The organism is Inquilinus sp. OTU3971 (genome assembly GCF_038440215.1).
The window spans coordinates 1-18912 of record NZ_JASATH010000163.1 but is presented as its reverse complement, the minus strand read 5'-3'; the positions used below and the strand labels follow the sequence as shown (position 1 = coordinate 18912).

The following is an 18912-nucleotide window of genomic DNA, read 5'->3' as shown; positions in this document are numbered from 1 at the left end:
CGCGCCGGCGCCGGCGCCGGGCGGCCGAGCGTGGCGCAGTCGACGAAACGGTCGCATTCCGACTGGAACAGTGGGTCCATGCGGCGGGCGGGGCCGATCGCGATCACCCGCTTGCCGTGGCGGCGCAGGCTGCGGACCAGCGGCAGGAAGGCCGCACTGCCGGTCACCAGCACCACCGTGTCGATGCTGCGATCGAGCAGCGCCAGCTCCATCGCGTCGACCACGAGGCGCAGCGAGGCCGCGTCGCGGCCCGGCTCGATCTCGGTGGTCTGCACCTGGTCGAAGCCGTGGCGATGGGCGACGCCGCGCAGGTCGGACAGCGTCGCCCAGTCGGCATAGGCGATGCGGCGGGCCGGGCGGCAGACGGTGCCGAGCCCACCGAGGATGCGGGCAAGGTCTTCCGCCTCGTCGCCGGGCAGCGACGCGACGTCGAGGAAGACCGCGGCCACCGGCAGCGCCGAGGTGTCCTGGGTGGGCAATGTCTCGTCGGTCATATCGGGTTCTTACTCCGGACCGCGGGTCGGCGCCAAGAGGGGGAGGGTCAAGTTTTAAGCAAGTTTTAGGATGATGGGGCGTTCACGCCACATCGCCGGAGAGCCGGGCCAGCGCCCGCTGCCGCCCGATCAGCGGCAATAGGCCGCGCAGCTCCGGACCGTGATCCAGACCGGTCAGGGCCAGGCGCAGGGTCAGGAACAGCGGCTTGCCCTTGACCCCGGTGCGGTCGCGCACCGCCGCCGTCCACGCGCCCCAGCTGGCGTCGTCCCAGGGTTCGGGCGGCAGCAGCTCGGCCGCGGCTGCCAGCAGGGCGGCATCGGCGACGACCGGCGTCACCGGGCCGGTGACCACCCGCCACCACTCGCCTGCGTCCTCGAGCCGCTGCAGGTTCGGTCGCAGCACCGCCCAGGTGGCTTCGTCGACGGCGCCGAGGCCGAGCGCCGCCAGCCGGTCGCGCACCGCCGCATAGGGCGTCTCGTGCAGGATGCGGCTGTTCAGCCGCTCCAGCTCGGCCGGGTCGAAGCGCGGAATGGTGCGGGAGAATTTGGCGAAGTCGAACTCGGCCACGAGATCGTCGAGCGAGAGCCGCGGCTCGATCGGGTCGGAGGTGCCGAGCTTGGCCAGCAGGCTGGTCACCGCCAGCGGCTCGATCCCCTCCTGCCGCAGGCTGCGCAGCGACAGGCTGCCGATCCGCTTGGACAGGCCGTGGCCCTCGGCGTCGGCGATCAGCGAGAGATGGGCGTAGGAAGGCGGCGCGGCGCCCAGCGCCTCGGCCAGCTGGATGTGCATGGCGGTATTGGCGACATGGTCCTCGCCGCGCACCACCAGGGTGACGCCCATGTCGATGTCGTCGACCACCGAGCCGATATGATAGAGCGGCCGCCCGTCCTCGCGCACCAGCACCGGGTCGGAGATGTCGCGGCCGTTGAAATGGACCCGGCCGCGGACCTTGTCGTCCCATTCGACCGGCGCATCCGCCATCCTGAAGCGCCAGTGCGGCCGATGCCCTTCCGCCTCGAGCCGGGCCCTGTCGGAATCGGTCAGGGCCAGCGCGGCGCGGTCGTAGAGCGGCGGCAGGCCGCGGGCCAAGAGGCTCTTGCGCTTGAGCTCCAGCTCCTCCGCCGATTCGTAGCAGGGGTAGAGCCGGCCGGCCGCCTTCAGCCGATCCTGCGCCGCCCGGTAGCGGTCGGTGCGATCGGACTGGCGGGCGAAGCCGTCCCAGCCGAGGCCGAGCCAGCGCAGATCCTGCTCGATCGCCGCGGCGAATTCGGCGCTGCCCCGCTCGGTGTCGGTGTCGTCGAGCCGCAACAGGAAGCGCCCGCCCGTGGCGCGGGCGGCGAGCCAGCAGACCAGCGCGGTGCGGACATTGCCGACATGCAGCAGGCCGGTCGGGCTGGGGGCGAAGCGGGTGACGATCGGAGCGGAGGTCGGCAGGTCGGTCATGGGCGGGGAGATAGCACGATCCGGCCGGTAACGGAAAAGGCCCGGAACCCCGGGCCTTTCCATCACGGACGATGGGTCAGGTCAGGCGTCGGCAGCGATCACTCGTCGCCGTCGCCGCCACCCTCCGGCCCGCCGGCGGTCATCATGCGGTCGGAGACCAGCCCGGCATTGGCCCGGATCTTGGCCTCGACCGATTTCGCCACTTCGGGGTTGTCGCGCAGGAAGACCTTGGCGTTCTCGCGGCCCTGGCCGATGCGCTGGCCGTCATAGGAGAACCAGGCGCCAGACTTCTCCACCACCCCGGCCTGGACGCCGAGGTCGAGCAGCTCACCGGTCTTCGAGATGCCTTCGCCATACATGATGTCGAATTCGACGGCGCGGAACGGCGGCGCCATCTTGTTCTTCACCACCTTGACCCGGGTCTGGTTGCCGGTGACGGTCTCACGGTCCTTGATCGCGCCGATGCGGCGGATGTCGAGCCGGATCGAGGAGTAGAACTTCAGCGCGTTGCCGCCCGTCGTCGTCTCCGGATTGCCGAACATCACGCCGATCTTCAGCCGGATCTGGTTGATGAAGACGACCAGGCTGTTGGACTTCGAGATCGAGCCGGTGAGCTTGCGCATCGCCTGGCTCATCAGCCTGGCCTGCAGGCCGGGCTGGTTGTCGCCCATCTCGCCCTCGAGCTCGGCCCGCGGCACCAGCGCCGCCACCGAATCGATGATGATCACGTCGATCGCGCCGGAGCGGACCAGCGTGTCGGTGATCTCCAGCGCCTGTTCGCCGGCATCGGGTTGCGAGATCAGCAGATCGTCGATGTTGACGCCCAGCTTGCGGGCATAGGTCGGGTCGAGCGCATGCTCCGCATCGATATAGGCGCAGGTGCCGCCGGCCTTCTGCGCCTCGGCCACCGCATGGAGCGCCAGCGTGGTCTTGCCCGAGCTTTCCGGCCCGTAGATCTCGATGATCCGACCCTTCGGCAGGCCGCCGATGCCGAGCGCGATGTCAAGGCCGAGCGACCCGGTCGAGATCACCTCCGCATCGACCTGGGGCCGCGCGCCCAACTTCATCACCGACCCCTTGCCGAAGGCGCGTTCGATCTGGGTCAGGGCGGCTTCCAGCGCCTTGGTCTTGTCCATCGGGGCTCTTTCCACAACGCGGAGAGTCGGGGTCGACATCACCAGTCCCTTCCAGTTGCATGGCGCCATACGCCGCGTCAATGCAGCTCTTGTACACGTTTTGTTCCAGCCGAGCAAGAGCCCAGGCGCATAGCCCCTTCCGCGGCCGCAGCTTCGCAAGCAGGATCAATCCGCTTCGGGCAAACACCAAGGCCGGGAGAACGAACCGATGCCCAGGGGCGCCACGCTCGACCGCCACCTCGCCCGCATCCAGCGGGTGATCGACCACATCGTCGCCCATCTCGACGACCCGATCGACCTGGGCCGGCTGGCGGAGGTGGCCTGCTTCTCGCCCTATCACTTCCACCGGGCCTACCGGTACCTGCTGGGCGAGACGGTGGCGGACACGGTGCGCCGGCTGCGCCTGCACCGCGCCGCCGGCACCCTGTTGGAGAGCGAGACGGCGGTGGCCCGCATCGCCCGGCGGGCGGGATACGGCAGCACCGCCGCCTTCAGCCGGGCCTTCGCCGAGCGCTACGGCCGCCCGCCAGGGGCCTATCGCGGCACGCGCCGGTCGTTCCCCTTCGACTCACCCGAAGGAGAGACACCCATGCCCGACGTGACCTATCGCAGCCTGGCGCCGATCCGCGTCGCCGCCGTCCGCCACATCGGCCCCTATATGGAGGTCGGCCGCAGCTTCGACATCCTGATGTCCTGGGCCCGCGCCCGCCAGCTGCTGCGCCCGGGGGCCCGCAGCCTGGGCCTCTATTACGACGACCCTGCGGCAGTCGCCCCCGCCGAGCTCCGCTCGGATGCCTGCCTGGAGGTGCCGGAGGGCGTCGCTGGCGAGGGCGAGGTCGCGATCCGCACCGTCGCCGGCGGACCGCATGCGGTGCTGCGCCACACCGGCCCCTATGCCGAGCTGGAGCGGTCCTATGCCTGGCTGTACCGGACCTGGCTGCCGACCAGCGGCGCCGAGCCGGCGGAGGCGCCGATCTTCGAGGAGTACATGAACGACCCGCGGAGCACCCCGCCGGCGGAACTGATCACCGACATCCACCTGCCGATCCGGGCGATTCCGGAAGGGCATGGCTGACAACGTCTAAAGGCCGGATCAGAGGATGATCCGGCCTTTCGCGCTGGTCCGATCGGACCTCAGAACGGATAGACGTCGCCGGTCGGCAGCCGGTCCACGGCCAGCGGCAGCGTGGCGTTGGGCTTGCAGGTCACCGCCCGCCGCCAGCTCGGCTCCGCCGCGGTGGCGTAGGAGCCTTCGGGATACGGGCCCGGGGCCTCCACCGAGACCGGGTTCGGGCCGGTCGGCACGTTGATCGTCTCATAGGACGGCACGCGCTGCGGCTGCTCGCCGGCCGCCACCGGCGCGGCGGCGAAGGGGATGTAGGTGTCGTCCGACTGGTCGGCGATCGACGATCCGGACGCGCGGCGGGCGGCGCGGCGGTCGCGCGCCGAGGACACCGGAGCCATGGCCACGATCGGGCCCGGCAGCCGCGCCGCTGCGGCGGGCGGGACGGCGTAGGGCTGCCCCGGCACGGTCGAGGCGGAGGCGGCCGGCACGAAAGCAGGGGCCGCAACCGGCGCCAGCGCCACCGGCTGCCCCGGCGCCGCCGCTTCGGCCGGATAGCAGTTCGGCACCGGCAGGCACTGGAAGGTCGCCCCCTTGCGGCCCTCGACCACGTCCTCGACCTTGAACACGGCCAGGCGGTTGATCTGGGCGCATTGCGCGTTGGCGTAGATGGCGGCCTGATCCGCACTGTTGATGAAACCCGCGTAGTCGACGCGGGTCTCCTTCGGCGTCACCGGATCGATCCCGCAGCCCGAGACGGCGAGAACGGCGGCGAAAAGCGCTGCGCCACGAAGCATCGAATACCCTCGATCTGAAAGCCCCTCGCCGCCACCCTAACACGGACACGCAGCGAGGCGGAGACGAGAACCGCACCTTTCGGCCCGAGACACGCAAACGACAACGGCGCCTCTCGGCGCCGTGGGGATCAGTCAATCGTCGCGGTGGGTGCGCTCCAGCCGCTCGTGGCGCTCCTGCGCCTCGAGGCTGAGGGTCGCGGTCGGCCGCGCCTCCAGCCGCTTGACGCCGATCGGCTCGCCCGTCTCCTCGCAGAAGCCGTAGGAGCCATCCTCGATCCGCCGCATCGCGGAGTCGATCTTGGACAGGAGCTTGCGCTCGCGGTCGCGGGTCCTGAGCTCGAGCGAACGGTCGGTCTCGGCGGACGCCCGATCGGTCAGATCCGGCTCCTGGATACCGCCATCCTGCAGGCTGTTCAGGGTCGCGTTGGATTCGGCGAGGAGGTCGGCCCGCCACTTCAGAAGCTTGCGCCGGAAATATTCCAGCATCATCGGATTCATGAAGTCTTCGTCATCCGACGGCCGATAATCCGGGGGCAGAAGCATCGCTGTCATCGCAACAACCACTCACTGTCTGACGTGCCGGCCTTCGTCCGAGCCTAAGCGGCGCGGAGTATAGGGAGACGCCGGAACGGAAACAATCGAAACGATGCGCGGATCGTGTTTTATAACCCGCTGATTTTGTTGGACTTTTAACGACCGCACAAGATCCGTCGCCCCCGGACGCCGCTTCGCCTCGCAGCATCGGGGTGCCGCAGCGGCCCACCGGATCACGGCCGGTCGGGCACATTGCGGCATGCGGCGCCCTGATAGCGCCGAACGGGGCAGGAACGCAAGGGGATCAGAGTGTGGCGGCGATCCGACCGGCCATGCGCGCAACGAAGACCGCCGCCCCGGAGGCCTCTCGAGGGCGGCGGACCGGTCGTGACCGGGGTGGTCGTCAGCGCGGCAGGCGGACGGTCTGCGCCAGGAAAATCACCAGGGCGCAGCCGATCGGGAACAGCACCTCGTTGACGCCGACACCGACGATCCGCGGCAGTTCGGGCGCGGCACCGCCGGCTGTGAAAGCCTGCCAGGTCAGGGCGGTGATGGCGCCGCCGAACACCAGACCGGTCGCGGCCCCCGCCAGCAGGAAGGGCGCCGCCTCCCTCGCCCCGCGCTCCACCATCCGCCCCAGCAGCCAGCCCAGCAGGCCGTATTCGACCGCCTTGATCGCGGCGATGACGACGAGCGGCACGGCGGCGGGCTGGCCGACGGCGCCGAGCGACGCCGCCATCACCTTCTGCCCGGCATTGGCCGCGCCGATCGCGACCGGGGTGCAGATCGCGGCCAGGATCCCGGCCAGCACCGCCCGCAGCTTGACCAGGACGGTGCCCATGCTGACGCCGAAGCAGACCAGGACGGACCAGGTGATGCCCTGCACCAGATCGGCCAGGAACCGGATCCCGGGGATCGGTCCCCCGGCCGAGACCCGTGCCGACAGCACCAGCGCCTGCATGGCGAAGCCGAGCAGGATCGCTACCCAGGCGATCGTGACGATCTTCCGCGCGGTGCAGGAGGCCGGAGCGCCGGTCTCCGCCCCGCCGTGGTCGAGGGATGCGTTCTCCGCAGCCATGAGGGCCTCCGCGACATTGGTGGTCAGCAGGCCTTTGGCTTACGGCACGCGCTCTCCTCCCTCTGTTCCCGCGGGAACGGCGCCCTGGAAAAACCCGATCCGGCGCGCAACAGTACGGGATCCGACTGCCGGGAGCCGATCGTGACCACGACCTTCACCGCCCTCTCGCTCGGCCTGGCCGCCCTGCTCGCCCCGCTGGCCGGCGCCTCGGCCAATGACACGACGGCGCGGCTGGCCGCCGGCGGGTTGGTCCTGACCAAAACCGCCGACATCGAGATGCGGTCCGAGGACCTCTACGTCTCGGCCCAGGAGATCCGGGTCGCCTACCGCTTCTTCAACCGCGCGGCGCAGGACAAGACCGTGACCGTCGCCTTCCCGATGCCGGACGTCACGCTCGACTTCATCGACGGGATGACTGCCGTGCCGCATCCCGGCAGCGAGAACTTCCTGGATTTCTCGACCACGGCCGACGGCAAGCCGGTGGCGACCGAGGTCGAGATCAAGGCCTTCGGCAACGGCGTCGACCAGACGGCCCGGCTGCGCCAGCTGGGCGTGCCGATGTATCCCGATGCCGACTATGACGGCCTGACGGCGCTGCCCAAGGCCCAGCGGGACGAGCTGATCGGGCTCGGCCTCGCCGCCGTCAACGAATTCGATGCCGGCAAGGGGTGGGAGCAGCATGTCGTCCCGATGTGGACGCTGAAGACCACCTACCATTTCCAGCAGACTTTCCCGGCCGGGCGCGAGGTGGTGATCGAGCACCGCTACACGCCGGGCACCGGCGAGAGCGTCGGGTCGGTCATGGGTTCGCCCTATGCCCCCGGCACCCCCGAATACGCGGACGATCTGCGGACCTACTGCATCGACCGCAGCTTCCTCGCCGCGGTCGAGCGGGCGAAGGCCAAGGCCGGCCGGGACGGCATGCCGTTCAGCGAGCAGCGGGTCTCCTACATCCTGACGACCGGGGCCAACTGGGCGGCGCCGATCAAGGATTTCCGGCTGGTGGTCGACAAGGGCAACGCCCGCAACCTCGTCAGCTTCTGCGCCGAGGGGGTGAAGAAGATCTCGCCGACCCGATTCGAGATGCGCAAGACCGACTTCACCCCCGGCGCGGAGCTCAATGTGCTGATCCTGCGGCCGATCCCACCTCAGTGAGGCGGACGCCTACAGCCGCCAGAGCGCGCTGCGCCGTTCCAGCATCTTCCGCCGCTGCTCGGCCGGCAGCTTCGGCATGATCTCCAGCACCGTCCCCTCCACCATGTCCCGCAGCTCCTTGAACTTGTCGCGCACCGCCGCCAGCGCTGCGGCGGCCTTGTCGGGGTCGTAGGGATCGGCCGACAGTGCCTGGTTCGCCGAGGAGCGCAGCCGGCGCATATCGTTCCAGATCGCGTCGGCCTCGGCCCGGCGCTGGCCGAGCAGATGCCCCAGCGTGGTACGGTCGGGCTCCGGCAGGGTGGCGACGGCCTCGGCCAGCGCCGACGGGCCGGACCGCGAATCCGAGCGCCACAGCCAGGTGCCGATCACGCCAAGCAGCAGGAGGTTGAGCGCCAGCGAGGCGACGAGGGCCCAGCGCCAGGAGCGTGCGGTCACGGCGTTCCTCCGAAGGGCGACGAGTCGTCGGCCAGGGCGTAGCCGAAGGTCGACCAGTCGTCGTCATTGGCCTGCACCGTCGGCACCATCGCGCCGAGATAGACGCCCACCACCAGCGCCGCGGCGAAGGCGACCGCCGGCCGCCAGGACAGGATCTCCGAGATCCAGCGGCGCGGCCGCGGCGCCGCGTCGAGAATGCGGCCGAGCATCGCCGCCGAGGGCGGGGGCACCCGCAGGTCGTTGAGAGCGGCGGATACCGCCCGGGCATCGGCCATGGCGGATCGCGCCTCGGCCGAAGCCGCCAGCAGCCCCTCCGCCCCGTCCCGATCGGAGGCGGGCCAACGGTCGATCACCGGACCGTGCCGGTCGAGCAGATCGAGGAATCGATCGAGCGTCATTTCGGCCATGTCACACCTCTCCCATCAGATCGGCCCGTTCCGCCGCCAGGGCCTGGCGGAGGGCGCGCCGGCCGCGCGCCAGGAGCGATTCCACCGCCTCGACCCCGACCCCGAGGGTCTCGCCGATCTCGCGATTGCCCTGGCCCTCGTAGTGGCTGAGCAGGATCGCCGCGCGCTGCCGCTCGGGCAGCTGGGCCAGGGCCTCGGCAACCCGGCGCGAGACCCGGGCGCGCTGCAGCCCGGCCTCGGCGCCGGCGGCGGGGTCCGGCGGCTCCGGCACCGCGTCGAGCGCGACCGAAGGCTGCCGCCGCAGCCGGTCGATCGACCGGTTGTAGGTGACGCGGGTGAGCCAGGTCGAGACCGTGGCGCTGCCGTCCGGCCGCCAGCGTCCGGCCTCCTTCCACAAGGCCAGGAACGCATCCTGGGCCACGTCCTCGGCGTCGGCGCGGCTGCCCAGCATGCGCTGGGCGAAGGCGAGCAGGCGTCCGAGATGCCGGTCGACCAGGCGGCGGCAGGCGGCGGCATCTCCCGCCGCCACCGCCGCCACCAGGGCATCGTCGCTCTCGGCCACGCTTCAGTTGCGGTGAGTCTTGAGATCATCGATCGACAGAACACCCGTCTTGTCGGTGTCGCGGCGGTCGAAGCGGGCCAGAGCCGGCGCCTCGAATTCAGCCGCGGTCACCTTGCCGTCCTTGTCGGCGTCGAGCTTGTCGAAGCGCTGTTCCAGGCGGGGGCGGATCTTCGCGATCATGGCGTCGACATACTGCTCCTTGGTCAGCGCCCCGTCACCCGCCGTGTCCAGCGCCTTGAACCGCGCCTCGGACCAGGCCAGAACCTCCGTCCGCTCGATCTTGCCATCCTTGTTGGTGTCGAGCTGGCGGAAGAAGCCACCGCGCCAGCCGCCCTGAGGCATGCCCTGCGCGGCCGCCAGGGCGGTGCCGGCGACGAGGGCGACCAGCGCGGAACCGACAATCCACTTCGTCTTCATGATGCTCTCGACATTGCGCACCGCGATGGGTGCCTGATGTCCCCTTCACGACGCAGAGCGCCGCTTCCGTCGCAAGTCGGACTCCCGGACGCTTGCGCGACCCCGGGACTTGGCCCACCTCTTGGTGCAGATGCCGTTCCGCAACCGGGCGATGCCATGGCCGACTTCACCTTCCTGGACCGCGACGTCCTGCGCTTGACCGGCGAGGACCGCGCCGCCTTCCTGCAGGGGCTGGTCTCCAACGACATGCGGAAGGTGGCGCCGGACCGCGCCGTCTTCGCCGCCTTCATGACGCCGCAGGGCAAGTATCTGCACGACTTCCACGTGGTCGCGCTGGGCGATGCCTGGCTGATCGACTGCGAGGCCGGCCGCGGCGCCGACCTGTTCCGGCGGCTGCGGATGTACAAGCTGCGCTCCAAGGTCGAGCTGGCCGACGTCAGCGCCGACTGGGTGGTGGCGGCGATCCCGGGCGAGGCCGGCAACGCCGCCCTCGGCCTGCCGAACGAGCCGGGGGCCGCGCGCGCCCTGGCCGACGGCGTGGCTCATGTCGACGCCCGCACGGCGGCGCTCGGCGCCCGGGCGCTGCTGCCGAAGACGACGGCGAAGGCCACGCTGGAGGGCCTCACCGAGACCGGCCCGGAGGCCTGGGACCGGCTGCGCCTGACCCTCGGCGTGCCGGACGGCAGCCGCGACCTGGTGCCCGAGAAGACGGTGCTGCTGGAGGCGAATTACGACTCGCTGAACGCCATCGCCTGGGACAAGGGTTGCTACATGGGGCAGGAGCTGACCGCCCGCACCCGCTATCGCGGCCTGCTGAAGAAGCGGCTGGCGCCGGTGCTGCTGGACGGGCCGGCGCCGGAGCCCGGCACGCTGATCCTGCGCGACGGCCGCGAGGCCGGCGAGATGCGGTCGAGCCGCGACGGCATCGGCCTGGCGCTGCTGCGGCTGGAGGCACTGGAGGGCGATGCCGGGCCGCTGCTGGCCGGCGACACATCGATCCGCCCGGCGACGTCAGCCGGAAAAGCCGCCTAAAATATCTCCCCGCGCTGGCGACTCACCCCGACGGCATGGTTTCCTATCCTCGACGCGGCGCATTCTCGCCGCCAGGGGAGGCAATCATGCGCATCTTCGCTGTCATCGGCCTGCTGCTGTTGGCCGCCACCGCCGGTGCTGCCGAGCCGGCGCTGGACCTGACCATCGGCGGCGAGACCCGCCATTTCACCCGCGACCAGCTGCTGGCCCGGCCCGACGCCGCCACGATCGAGGTGGCGAAGGACGCCATCTACGGCCGTGCCATGACCTATCGCGCCGTGCCGGTGGCGGCGCTGATCGCCGGCCTGAGGCCACCGCCCGACACCGTGATCGAGGCGGTGGCGACGGACGGCTATGCGGCGCAGCTGCCGGTCGACCAGATCCTCAGCACCGATTCGAAATCCGTGATCGCCTGGGTGGCGATCGAGCCGGCGGACGCCCCCTGGCCCACCTTGCCGGACAAGACGGTCAGCGCCGGCACCTTCTATCTGGTCTGGACCGGCGACCAGGCGGTGACGGTGCGCAGCGAGCAATGGCCCTATCAGATGGCCAGGCTGGCAACCCAGCCCTCCCCCGCCGCGCGCTGGCCCGAGCTGGCGGTCGATGCGGGCCTGACGGCGGCCGACCCGATCCGCAGCGGCCAGACGCTGTTCGTCACCCAGTGTCTGGTCTGCCATAAGCTGAACGGCGCCGGGTCGGCCGAGGTCGGGCCGGACCTGAACCGGCCGATGAACCCGACCGAGTACCTGGCGCCGGCGGCGCTGCACGCCCTGATCCGCGACCCGGCCTCGGTGCGCGACTGGCCGGACCGCAAGATGCAGGGCTTCACGCCGGAGCAGATGAGCGACCGCGAGATCGAGCAGGTCATCGCCTATCTGAGGCACATGGCGGGGCGGAAGGGATAGGAGGGCGGTCGGATGACGTCGGATCCGCTCAGCGGAACGGAGGGCTATGCCGAGGAGGCGGACAGGCTCGTGCGGCAATACGAGAGCCTGTCTTTCGCCGATGTCCATGGCTCGGTCTTCCATCTGGTGCCGCCCTCGCCCGCCCGGGTCCTGGACATCGGCGCGGGAACGGGGCGGGACGCCGCCGCCTTCGCCGCGATGGGGCATGAAGTGATTGCGGTCGAGCCGACCGCCGCGCTTCGCCTGCAGGCGGCCACGCTGCACCCGTCGTCACGGATCGAATGGATCGACGACGGGCTGCCGGAGATCGCCCGCCTCTCCGACCGGGCGGAGAGTTTCGACCTGATCATGCTGACGGCGGTCTGGATGCATCTCGACCCGGAGCAGCGCCGGCAGGCGATGCCGAAGGTCGCGCGCCTGCTGCGGCATCCCGGCGTGGTGATCCTTTCGCTGCGCCACGGGCCGGTTCCGGCGGGCAGGCGGATGTTCGACGTCTCCGCCGAGGAGACGATCGCGCTCGCGGCCGCGGAGGGGCTGGAGCTGGCCTTGAGGATCGACAAGCAGCCCAGCCAGCTCGGGCAGCCGGGCGTGCATTGGACACGGCTGGCCTTCTCGACGCCCGCGACCTGACCGAAACCCGTCTCCCCGTTTCCGCCGACCCAGATCTGCTCTAGGGTCGCTCCAACCCGCGCTTCCCAGAGGATTCTTCCCGTGAGCACGCTCGACCAGGTCCTGTCGGCGATCGACGCCGGCCTCGATTCCAGCCTCGACCGGCTGATGGCGTTCCTGCGCCAGCCCAGCATCTCGACCGATCCCGCCTATAAGGAGGAGTGCCGCGCCGCCGCCGAATGGCTGGCCGCCAGCCTGGGCGAGATCGGCTTCGCCGCCGAGGTCCGGCCGACCCCCGGCCATCCGATGGTGGTCGGCCATGCCCCCGGCGCCGGGGCCGGGCCGTCGGTGCTGTTCTACGGCCATTACGACGTGCAGCCGGTCGATCCGCTGGAGCTGTGGGACCACCCGCCCTTCGAGCCGCGGATCGAGACCGGCGCCGACGGCGTCAAGCGCATCCACGCCCGCGGCGCCTCGGACGACAAGGGCCAGCTGCTGACCTTCCTCGAGGCCTGCCGCGCCTGGAAGGCCGTGACCGGCTCCCTGCCCCTGCCGATCACCGTGTTCTGCGAGGGCGAGGAGGAATCCGGCAGCCCCAGCCTGAACCCGTTCCTGGAGGCCAACCGCCAGGAGCTGTCGAAGGACATCGCGCTGGTCTGCGACACCGGCATGTGGGACCCGAAGACCCCGGCGATCACCACCAGCCTGCGCGGCATGGTGTATGAGCAGGTGACGATCACTGCGGCCAATCGCGACCTGCATTCCGGCATGTATGGCGGCTCGGCCCGCAACCCGATCCATGTCCTGACCCGGATCCTCGCGGCTCTGCACGACGACGACGGCCGCATCGCCGTCCCCGGCTTCTATGACGGCGTGCCCGAGACCCCGACCCAGTTGAAGGCGCAGTGGCAGGCGATGGGCTTCGACGAGGCCGCCTTCCTCGGCCAGATCGGCCTGTCGGTGCCGGCCGGGGAGCCCGACCGCACGGCGCTGGAGCGGCTGTGGGCCCGGCCGACCTGCGACGTCAACGGCGTCTGGGGCGGCTACACCGGCGAGGGCAGCAAGACCGTGATCGCCGCCAAGGCCTCGGCCAAGGTGTCGTTCCGGCTGGTCGGCGACCAGGATCCGGTGAAGGTCCGCGACGCCTTCTACGCCTTCGTCCGCGCCCGCCTGCCGGCGGATTGCACGGCGGAGTTCCAGTCCGAGAAGGGCAGCCCGGCGCTGGCGCTGGCGATCGACAGCCCGGCCCTGACCCGCGCCCGCGCCGCGCTGCAGCAGGAATGGGGCCGGCCGGCGGCGCTGGCCGGCTGCGGCGGCTCGATCCCCGTGGTCGGGTCGTTCAAGCGCCTGCTCGACATGGATTCGCTGCTGGTCGGCTTCGCCCTGGAGGACGACCGGGTGCACAGCCCGAACGAGAAATACGACCTGACCAGCTTCCACAAGGGCATCCGCTCCTGGGCCCGGATCCTGGCGGCGCTGGCGGAGAAGTAGGCCGCCGCCTTTACCCCAGGTGGAAGCTGGCCATGGCGGCGATGCGTCCCCGGTCGCTCGGGTGACGGTCGCCGCCCCGGCGCATGTGACGCAGCCGCCGCAGCTCCGGCACGCCGCGGCGGCGCAGATGGTCGAGCATGGGGGTGTGGCTGGAGGGCACGGTGATCGTCATCGGCCCCGCCGGGGCGAGGACGGACAGCGCCGCGACCAGGGCGGCCGCGATCTCCTGGTCCTCGGCCAGCACCGGCCCGATCCGGTCCGGATGGCGCAGCCCGTAGCCGGCCACCCGCCCGTCGCGGCGGCAGACCAGGCCGGCCGGGTGCTCGCGGAACAGCGCCGCGAGCCCCGCCGTGCGGTCGGCGCCGAACACCGCCGCATCATAGGCCGCGACGGCCGGCAGGTTGGCCTCCGTCATCGGCACGACGCCGGGCACCGGCGGCGCCTCGACCGGCCCCTGCGCCTCCAGCACCACCGAGGCATCGACATCGACGAAGCCGAGCGTCTCGTACAGCGGCGCGCCGGAGGGCGAGGCGTCGAGCAGGATCACGCGGTCGGCCGGCACCGGGGCCAGCGCCGCCTCGACGATGCGGCGGCCGAAGCCCCGCCCCTGCATCGCCGGGTCGGTGCCGACGATGCCGAGATAGGCCACCCGGCCGTAATCGACCACCGCCGCCCCGGCGCACAGCGCGCCGTCGGCCTCCAGCACATGGATTGCCGCATTGGGCATGCGCGACAGCCGGGCGACGGTCGGCCCGAAGCGCGGGTTGCCGTAGGCCGCGGCCAGCAGCGCCACCAGCGCCTCCGCCTCCTCCGGCCGCATCCGGCGGCAGATCGGGTCGCTCATCTCGGCGCGCGGCGGGATGGGAGACAGGTGGACAGCATGGCTTCGGTCGACTCGGTGCTGCGGACGCTGCCCCAGCTTCAGCGCATCCGCGCGCCGAACGGAAGGGGCTGTCGCGATGGTCCGCCATGAGGTGTCGACGGCCCGACCTCACGCTTGCAGTCCGGTGCCCCAGCGTCTATTTTTCAAAGCATGGACTTTGATAACAATCCTTCCCGGGAGCCGGCGACGGCGGCGGAGCGGCTGCTTCTGCTGCTGAAGACGCGCGGCGGCCAGAGCGCCGCGGCGCTCGGTGCCGCGCTCGGCACCACCGGGGAGGCGGCGCGGCAGCAGCTGGTCAAGCTGGCCGAGGCCGGGTTGGTCGAGTCGGCGCCGCAGCGCGCCGGGGTCGGCCGGCCGCTCCAGCTCTGGTCCCTCACCGCCGCCGGCCACGCCCGGTTCCCCGACGGCCATGCCGAGATGGTGGCCGGGCTGATCGCCGGCATCCGGCGCGAGCTGGGTGACGCCGCGCTGGACCGGCTGATCGCCGCGCGCGAGGCCGAGACCTTCGCCCGCTATGCCGATGTGGTGGCGGGCGCGACGACGCTGCGCGACCGCATCGCGGCCCTGGCTGGCCTTCGCTCCCGCGAGGGCTACATGGCTGGGTGGGAGGAAGACGAAAACGGCTTCCTTCTGGTCGAGAATCATTGTCCGATCTGCGCCGCGGCGGCGGCCTGCCAGGGCTTCTGCCGCTCCGAGCTCGACTTGTTCCGCCGCGTGCTCGGGCCGGAGGCCCGGGTGGAGCGCACGGAGCACATCCAGGCGGGGGCGCGCCGTTGCGCCTACCGCATCCTTCCACAACCAAGCCGATCAGAAAGTGAGCACCACCATGGCGTTTGAACTTCCCCAGTTGCCCTACTCGCAGAACGCCCTCGCCGAGCGCGGCATGTGCCAGGAGACGCTGGAGCTGCATCACGGCAAGCACCACCAGGCCTATGTCACGGCGCTGAACGGCTTCGTCGAGAAGGACGATTCGCTGAAGGGCAAGTCGCTCGAGGAGATCGTCGCCTTCGCCTATGGCAAGGACAACCTGGCCCCGGTGTTCAACAATGCCGGCCAGCATTGGAACCACATCCTGTTCTGGCAGAACCTGTCGCCGAAGGGCGGCGCCATCCCGGGCGCGCTCGAGAAGAAGATCACCGATGATCTCGGCGGCGTGCAGGCCTTCAAGGACGCCTTCAAGGCGGCCGCGATCGGCCAGTTCGGCTCCGGCTGGGCCTGGCTGGTGCTGGCCAAGGACGGCAAGCTGAAGATCACCAAGACCCCGAACGGCTCCAACCCGCTCGCCACCGGCGAGGGCAAGGTGCTGCTCGGCCTCGACGTGTGGGAGCACAGCTACTATCTGGACTTCCGCAACCGTCGTCCGGACTACGCCCAGAACTTCCTCGACAAGCTCGCCAACTACGAGTTCGCCGAGGCCCAGCTCAAGGCCGCCTGACGCCGATCCCGCCCGCCGGTCCGGGTTCCGTCACGGGAGCCGGGCCGGCGGGCGGCCTCTTTCCGACGGCCCTCAGGGACAGACCTTGGTCGCGCGCACATCGCTTCGCCTCAATCCGGACCCGCGGCACCCGCCGGCGGTTCCCCGCGACCGTTTCGCCGAGGCGCTGTCGCGCCTGACCGCGACCATCTGCGTGGTGGCGGCGGCCGAGCCCGACGGCACCCGGCATGGCCGCACCGCCACGGCGGTGATGTCGCTGGCGGCCGACCCGCCGACCATGCTGGTCTCGATCGACCGGACCAGCGCCATGGCCGGGGTGATCGAGGCCACCGAAGGCTTCTCCGTCGCCATGCTGGCCGAGCATCAGGACGAGGTCGCCGACGCCTTCGCCGGCAAGCTGGCGATCCCCCGCTCCGAGCGCTTCACCCGCGGCACCTGGTCCGCCTGGCCGTCCGGCCGGCCGAAGCTGGAGGGGGCGGTCGCCGTGATCGACTGCCACCTGATCGGCCTGACCGAGGTGTCGACTCATATCCTGTTCGTCGGCCTCGTCACCGAGGTCGAGACCCGCGACGCCTCCCCCCTGCTGTGGAGCCTGCGCCGCTACGCCGGCGTCGCCGCCCGCCCGGCCGCGACGCCCGGGGTCGACGAGGACTGAGCCGGCGAAGGCCGGCGGTCGGCGCAAGCCGTCGTCACGCCCCCCGCGGCGGGTTCGGATTCGGCTCTTTGCGGACGATCGCCGGCCCCGCTGGCTTCCCTCAAGCGGACATCTCCGGCGATCCAATCCTGCCCGAAAGCGGACACGGCATGCGGACCGATCGGACCGTCATCGATCCCGTTCCTGCAGCCCGTGTGCGAGTGTCAGGGGAAGGCTGCCCCGCGGCAGCTTTGCGCCTGATCCGTCCGGTCAGACCGACCGGAACGGGCGGAAAGCGGTCGTCTAGCGGATGAGCACGACTGTCAGCTTTGGATGGCATCCCTTTCCGAAGTGAAATGCCGGGTTTGGTGGGATACATCGTTTCATCGGTACTGGATCGCAGCATTCGCCCGAATACTTGCTGCAATAGCGGAGAGCTTGTCGCGCGCATATCTCTCTGACGAGGATATAAAATTCACCGATCTCCAATTATCATCAAACTTTCCATCCACATGGATCAGAATCGCCTCCTCGTCACAAATCCGCGTGGCCAAGAGGCGCCAATCAACGACAAGACTTTTGCCCGTCAGCTCTCTGGATTCTTCACTTACACCTCGGAGATACTCCGAGATGCCCGAGCGCCCGAACAGATCTAGATCCGATGCCACCACAAACGCGTTCTCTGCGTAATTAGAGAACCTTAATAAGGTTGATATGCTTGTCCAATCTATCTCGTATGCACCAATTTGTTGAATTCCCTCTTCATCGGTAAAAGATTTCTCAATCTGACGACTCCATTTCAGGCCACATTTATTTGCCATATTCATTAAAGAATATTGCGGATTCTGTTCTAGCCATCCGGAGGAGAGTTTTGCACCAAAAAGAACTAGCCAGGCCCTTAACCCCAAACTCTTAAGCTTCTGACACATCGGGGCGGCGACATTCGTGCACCTTTCAATAGCGCTGCCGTAATCCTGCCCCTCGACGCTCATTTCGCATATAGAAAGCGCCGACAGCATTCCCGCATTTATCAATAGGGGGCGGGTTGAAAATTCTCTGCTCCAGATAAATCGATTCTCTATATCGATATCCGGTATCTCCGAAGCGACGATCATTGTCTGAACCGTGAATTTAGAGTTCCGTCAGAGCCGATACGATATTTGCGCATCAAATAGGATAATGCCAGTTCGCTAGGCACGGCGTATTAGGATCAGGCATCATGAGTCCGCATCGGGTCGAATCGGGTCATGTCCGCTCTCCGGCGACAAGCGGGATGGCCGGCTTCGGGCGCCCCACAGCCGACCTGTCCGAGTAGGCCGGAAAGCGGCCGGTCACGCTCGGCGGCATCACGGACCCGAGCGCGCCAAGAACAGTCATCGCAGTTGCGGTCTGGGGCGGCGGAAGTATCTCCGCTCCGGCCCTTGTCGCCGAAGCGTTGAGGCCGTTGCGGGCAACGGAGTCGCGCGACTGCACGCCACTGAGCGCCAGTCCGCGATCTGAGAAGAGATGACGATGATGCAAAGGTCTATGATATCCAGCCATTCGCCTAGATATCGACTGTTGTACGACTGACGCAGGACGGCACCACTTGTGTCCGCTGGCGCCCGGGGCACGTGGCCGTTTCAGAACGGGAACAACCGGGTGAAGGCGGTCGCGCCGTCACACCCGATGGCCCCTGAGGGTCGATCAACGAGGACAGAAATGGGCGTCAGGAACTATTTGATCGAAGGCGTTTCCGGCACCGGCAAAACCTCGGTGTGTGAAGAACTGCGACGGCGCGGTTACCATGCCATCAACGGTGACCGGGAATTGTCTTATCAAGGCGACCCAGAGACTGGTGAACCGCTGGATGGCTTTGTGCACGAGCACCATATTTGGGATGTCGACAAAGTCAAATCCCTGGTCGCTGATCAATGCAACGCGATTTCCTTCTTCTGCGGCGGCTCCAGAAATTTTCCCCGCTTTATTGATTTGTTTGACGGGGTCTTCGTTCTCGAAGTCGATGTCGACACGTTGAACCGGCGGCTTGCCGGGAGGCCAGAAGACGAGTGGGGCGGAAAGTCGAGCGAACGGGAGCTGATCGCGCGACTGCATGCAACGAAAGAGGATGTTCCGAAGAATGCGGTGAGCATTGATGCCACTGCGCCGCTCGCCCGTGTTGTCGACGACATTCTCTCGAAATGCAGAGCGGCGGACCAAGGGGCCCACTAGCAGGCTCCACCCCCTCCGCTGATCCGGCCGGGCCTCCTCGACGCGAGCACCCGGACCACTGCGTTGAACTGACTTCCGGCGTCTCGGCGTGAACTCCGGCTTTGGGTTGCGTGCGGTCATGTCCGCTCTCGGGAGCCCAGCGCGATGCCCGCTCCCCACCCCGTTGCGGTCAGGAGGCTCAACAGTTTCG

Annotated in this window: 22 protein-coding genes; 10 read left to right on the top strand and 12 right to left on the bottom strand. The window is 69.2% G+C overall.

Going from position 1 to position 18912, the window contains the following annotated elements:
• The 3 genes from AAHM41_RS30480 to recA form a co-directional block, all read right to left on the bottom strand.
• On the bottom strand, positions 1 to 494 hold a 494-nt coding region (locus AAHM41_RS30480; RefSeq protein ID WP_342240389.1), incomplete at its 3' end, for an NYN domain-containing protein.
• Positions 495 to 576: 82 nt separating this feature from the next.
• A complete protein-coding gene (gene gltX, locus AAHM41_RS30475) occupies positions 577 to 1938 on the bottom strand; it encodes a glutamate--tRNA ligase (protein WP_342240388.1) in 1362 nt (453 codons plus the stop codon).
• Positions 1939 to 2036: 98 nt separating this feature from the next.
• The gene (recA, locus tag AAHM41_RS30470; RefSeq protein ID WP_342240387.1) at positions 2037 to 3113 is read right to left on the bottom strand and encodes a recombinase RecA; all 1077 of its coding nucleotides are present in this window, start codon (positions 3111 to 3113) and stop codon (positions 2037 to 2039) included.
• 169 nt (positions 3114 to 3282) lie between these two features.
• Between recA and AAHM41_RS30465 the strand changes: the two genes are divergently transcribed.
• On the top strand, positions 3283 to 4149 hold the full coding sequence (locus AAHM41_RS30465; protein ID WP_342240386.1) for an AraC family transcriptional regulator: 867 nt from the start codon (positions 3283 to 3285) through the stop codon (positions 4147 to 4149).
• 59 nt (positions 4150 to 4208) lie between these two features.
• Here AAHM41_RS30465 and AAHM41_RS30460 read toward each other — a convergent pair whose 3' ends face one another.
• The 3 genes from AAHM41_RS30460 to AAHM41_RS30450 all read right to left on the bottom strand — a co-directional run bounded on the left by AAHM41_RS30460 (position 4209) and on the right by AAHM41_RS30450 (position 6546).
• Complete coding sequence (locus AAHM41_RS30460; protein ID WP_342240385.1) at positions 4209 to 4934, bottom strand: hypothetical protein; 726 nt, start codon at positions 4932 to 4934, stop codon at positions 4209 to 4211.
• Positions 4935 to 5066: 132 nt separating this feature from the next.
• Positions 5067 to 5486: an RNA polymerase-binding protein DksA gene (dksA, locus tag AAHM41_RS30455; RefSeq protein ID WP_342240384.1), complete on the bottom strand. Its 420-nt coding sequence runs from the start codon at positions 5484 to 5486 to the stop codon at positions 5067 to 5069.
• A 385-nt stretch (positions 5487 to 5871) separates the two neighbouring features.
• Positions 5872 to 6546 (bottom strand): hypothetical protein, encoded by a 675-nt coding sequence (locus AAHM41_RS30450; protein WP_342240383.1) that lies wholly within the window; start codon positions 6544 to 6546, stop codon positions 5872 to 5874.
• A gap of 141 nt (positions 6547 to 6687) precedes the next feature.
• On the opposite strand from AAHM41_RS30450, the gene AAHM41_RS30445 reads away from it, so the two are divergent.
• On the top strand, positions 6688 to 7701 hold the full coding sequence (locus AAHM41_RS30445) for a DUF4424 domain-containing protein (RefSeq protein ID WP_342240382.1): 1014 nt from the start codon (positions 6688 to 6690) through the stop codon (positions 7699 to 7701).
• Between the two features lie 9 nt (positions 7702 to 7710).
• Here the strand turns inward: AAHM41_RS30445 and AAHM41_RS30440 are convergent, their stop codons facing one another.
• Genes AAHM41_RS30440 through AAHM41_RS30425 form a run of 4 tightly spaced genes read right to left on the bottom strand, consistent with a single transcriptional unit; the run spans position 7711 to position 9543 of the window.
• A complete protein-coding gene (locus AAHM41_RS30440) occupies positions 7711 to 8136 on the bottom strand; it encodes a periplasmic heavy metal sensor (protein WP_342240381.1) in 426 nt (141 codons plus the stop codon).
• Positions 8133 to 8543: a hypothetical protein gene (locus AAHM41_RS30435; RefSeq protein WP_342240380.1), complete on the bottom strand. Its 411-nt coding sequence runs from the start codon at positions 8541 to 8543 to the stop codon at positions 8133 to 8135. Before AAHM41_RS30435 ends, AAHM41_RS30440 begins: the two co-directional genes overlap by 4 nt.
• Before the next feature lies 1 nt (position 8544).
• Positions 8545 to 9105: an RNA polymerase sigma factor gene (locus AAHM41_RS30430; protein WP_342240379.1), complete on the bottom strand. Its 561-nt coding sequence runs from the start codon at positions 9103 to 9105 to the stop codon at positions 8545 to 8547.
• Positions 9106 to 9108: 3 nt separating this feature from the next.
• Positions 9109 to 9543 (bottom strand): EF-hand domain-containing protein, encoded by a 435-nt coding sequence (locus AAHM41_RS30425; protein ID WP_342240378.1) that lies wholly within the window; start codon positions 9541 to 9543, stop codon positions 9109 to 9111.
• A 135-nt stretch (positions 9544 to 9678) separates the two neighbouring features.
• Here AAHM41_RS30425 and ygfZ point away from each other — a divergent pair, with 135 nt between their 5' ends.
• The 4 genes from ygfZ to AAHM41_RS30405 all read left to right on the top strand — a co-directional run bounded on the left by ygfZ (position 9679) and on the right by AAHM41_RS30405 (position 13559).
• Positions 9679 to 10554: a CAF17-like 4Fe-4S cluster assembly/insertion protein YgfZ gene (ygfZ, locus tag AAHM41_RS30420; protein WP_342240377.1), complete on the top strand. Its 876-nt coding sequence runs from the start codon at positions 9679 to 9681 to the stop codon at positions 10552 to 10554.
• Between the two features lie 86 nt (positions 10555 to 10640).
• The gene (locus AAHM41_RS30415; RefSeq protein WP_342240376.1) at positions 10641 to 11459 is read left to right on the top strand and encodes a c-type cytochrome; all 819 of its coding nucleotides are present in this window, start codon (positions 10641 to 10643) and stop codon (positions 11457 to 11459) included.
• A gap of 12 nt (positions 11460 to 11471) precedes the next feature.
• Positions 11472 to 12089, top strand: a complete 618-nt coding sequence (locus tag AAHM41_RS30410) for a class I SAM-dependent methyltransferase (RefSeq protein ID WP_342240375.1) — start codon at positions 11472 to 11474, stop codon at positions 12087 to 12089.
• 81 nt (positions 12090 to 12170) lie between these two features.
• Complete coding sequence (locus AAHM41_RS30405) at positions 12171 to 13559, top strand: dipeptidase (protein WP_342240374.1); 1389 nt, start codon at positions 12171 to 12173, stop codon at positions 13557 to 13559.
• 10 nt (positions 13560 to 13569) lie between these two features.
• On the opposite strand, the gene AAHM41_RS30400 is transcribed toward AAHM41_RS30405, so the two are convergent.
• Positions 13570 to 14403, bottom strand: coding sequence for a GNAT family N-acetyltransferase (locus AAHM41_RS30400; RefSeq protein WP_342240373.1), 834 nt, complete (start codon positions 14401 to 14403; stop codon positions 13570 to 13572).
• A gap of 189 nt (positions 14404 to 14592) precedes the next feature.
• Between AAHM41_RS30400 and AAHM41_RS30395 the strand changes: the two genes are divergently transcribed.
• The 3 genes from AAHM41_RS30395 to AAHM41_RS30385 all read left to right on the top strand — a co-directional run bounded on the left by AAHM41_RS30395 (position 14593) and on the right by AAHM41_RS30385 (position 16532).
• On the top strand, positions 14593 to 15279 hold the full coding sequence (locus AAHM41_RS30395; RefSeq protein WP_342240372.1) for a helix-turn-helix transcriptional regulator: 687 nt from the start codon (positions 14593 to 14595) through the stop codon (positions 15277 to 15279).
• Positions 15269 to 15877, top strand: a complete 609-nt coding sequence (locus AAHM41_RS30390; RefSeq protein WP_342240371.1) for a superoxide dismutase — start codon at positions 15269 to 15271, stop codon at positions 15875 to 15877. The genes AAHM41_RS30395 and AAHM41_RS30390 overlap by 11 nt, the downstream gene beginning before the upstream one ends.
• An 85-nt stretch (positions 15878 to 15962) precedes the next feature.
• Positions 15963 to 16532: a flavin reductase family protein gene (locus tag AAHM41_RS30385; RefSeq protein WP_342240370.1), complete on the top strand. Its 570-nt coding sequence runs from the start codon at positions 15963 to 15965 to the stop codon at positions 16530 to 16532.
• A gap of 362 nt (positions 16533 to 16894) precedes the next feature.
• Here AAHM41_RS30385 and AAHM41_RS30380 read toward each other — a convergent pair whose 3' ends face one another.
• Positions 16895 to 17626 (bottom strand): hypothetical protein, encoded by a 732-nt coding sequence (locus AAHM41_RS30380; protein ID WP_342240369.1) that lies wholly within the window; start codon positions 17624 to 17626, stop codon positions 16895 to 16897.
• 586 nt (positions 17627 to 18212) lie between these two features.
• Here AAHM41_RS30380 and AAHM41_RS30375 point away from each other — a divergent pair.
• The gene (locus AAHM41_RS30375) at positions 18213 to 18722 is read left to right on the top strand and encodes an AAA family ATPase (protein WP_342240368.1); all 510 of its coding nucleotides are present in this window, start codon (positions 18213 to 18215) and stop codon (positions 18720 to 18722) included.
• The last annotated feature ends 190 nt before the right edge of the window (positions 18723 to 18912 follow it).

Coding starts and splice junctions, on each gene's coding strand:
- dksA (WP_342240384.1), bottom strand. CDS start 5,486: ATGACAGCGATGCTTCTGCCCCCGGATTATCGGCCGTCGGATGACGAA.
- AAHM41_RS30460 (WP_342240385.1), bottom strand. CDS start 4,934: ATGCTTCGTGGCGCAGCGCTTTTCGCCGCCGTTCTCGCCGTCTCGGGC.
- recA (WP_342240387.1), bottom strand. CDS start 3,113: ATGTCGACCCCGACTCTCCGCGTTGTGGAAAGAGCCCCGATGGACAAG.
- AAHM41_RS30380 (WP_342240369.1), bottom strand. CDS start 17,626: ATGATCGTCGCTTCGGAGATACCGGATATCGATATAGAGAATCGATTT.
- AAHM41_RS30435 (WP_342240380.1), bottom strand. CDS start 8,543: ATGGCCGAAATGACGCTCGATCGATTCCTCGATCTGCTCGACCGGCAC.
- AAHM41_RS30410 (WP_342240375.1), top strand. CDS start 11,472: ATGACGTCGGATCCGCTCAGCGGAACGGAGGGCTATGCCGAGGAGGCG.
- AAHM41_RS30450 (WP_342240383.1), bottom strand. CDS start 6,546: ATGGCTGCGGAGAACGCATCCCTCGACCACGGCGGGGCGGAGACCGGC.
- AAHM41_RS30390 (WP_342240371.1), top strand. CDS start 15,269: ATGGCGTTTGAACTTCCCCAGTTGCCCTACTCGCAGAACGCCCTCGCC.
- AAHM41_RS30400 (WP_342240373.1), bottom strand. CDS start 14,403: ATGAGCGACCCGATCTGCCGCCGGATGCGGCCGGAGGAGGCGGAGGCG.
- gltX (WP_342240388.1), bottom strand. CDS start 1,938: ATGACCGACCTGCCGACCTCCGCTCCGATCGTCACCCGCTTCGCCCCC.
- ygfZ (WP_342240377.1), top strand. CDS start 9,679: ATGGCCGACTTCACCTTCCTGGACCGCGACGTCCTGCGCTTGACCGGC.
- AAHM41_RS30375 (WP_342240368.1), top strand. CDS start 18,213: ATGGGCGTCAGGAACTATTTGATCGAAGGCGTTTCCGGCACCGGCAAA.
- AAHM41_RS30465 (WP_342240386.1), top strand. CDS start 3,283: ATGCCCAGGGGCGCCACGCTCGACCGCCACCTCGCCCGCATCCAGCGG.
- AAHM41_RS30415 (WP_342240376.1), top strand. CDS start 10,641: ATGCGCATCTTCGCTGTCATCGGCCTGCTGCTGTTGGCCGCCACCGCC.
- AAHM41_RS30395 (WP_342240372.1), top strand. CDS start 14,593: ATGGACTTTGATAACAATCCTTCCCGGGAGCCGGCGACGGCGGCGGAG.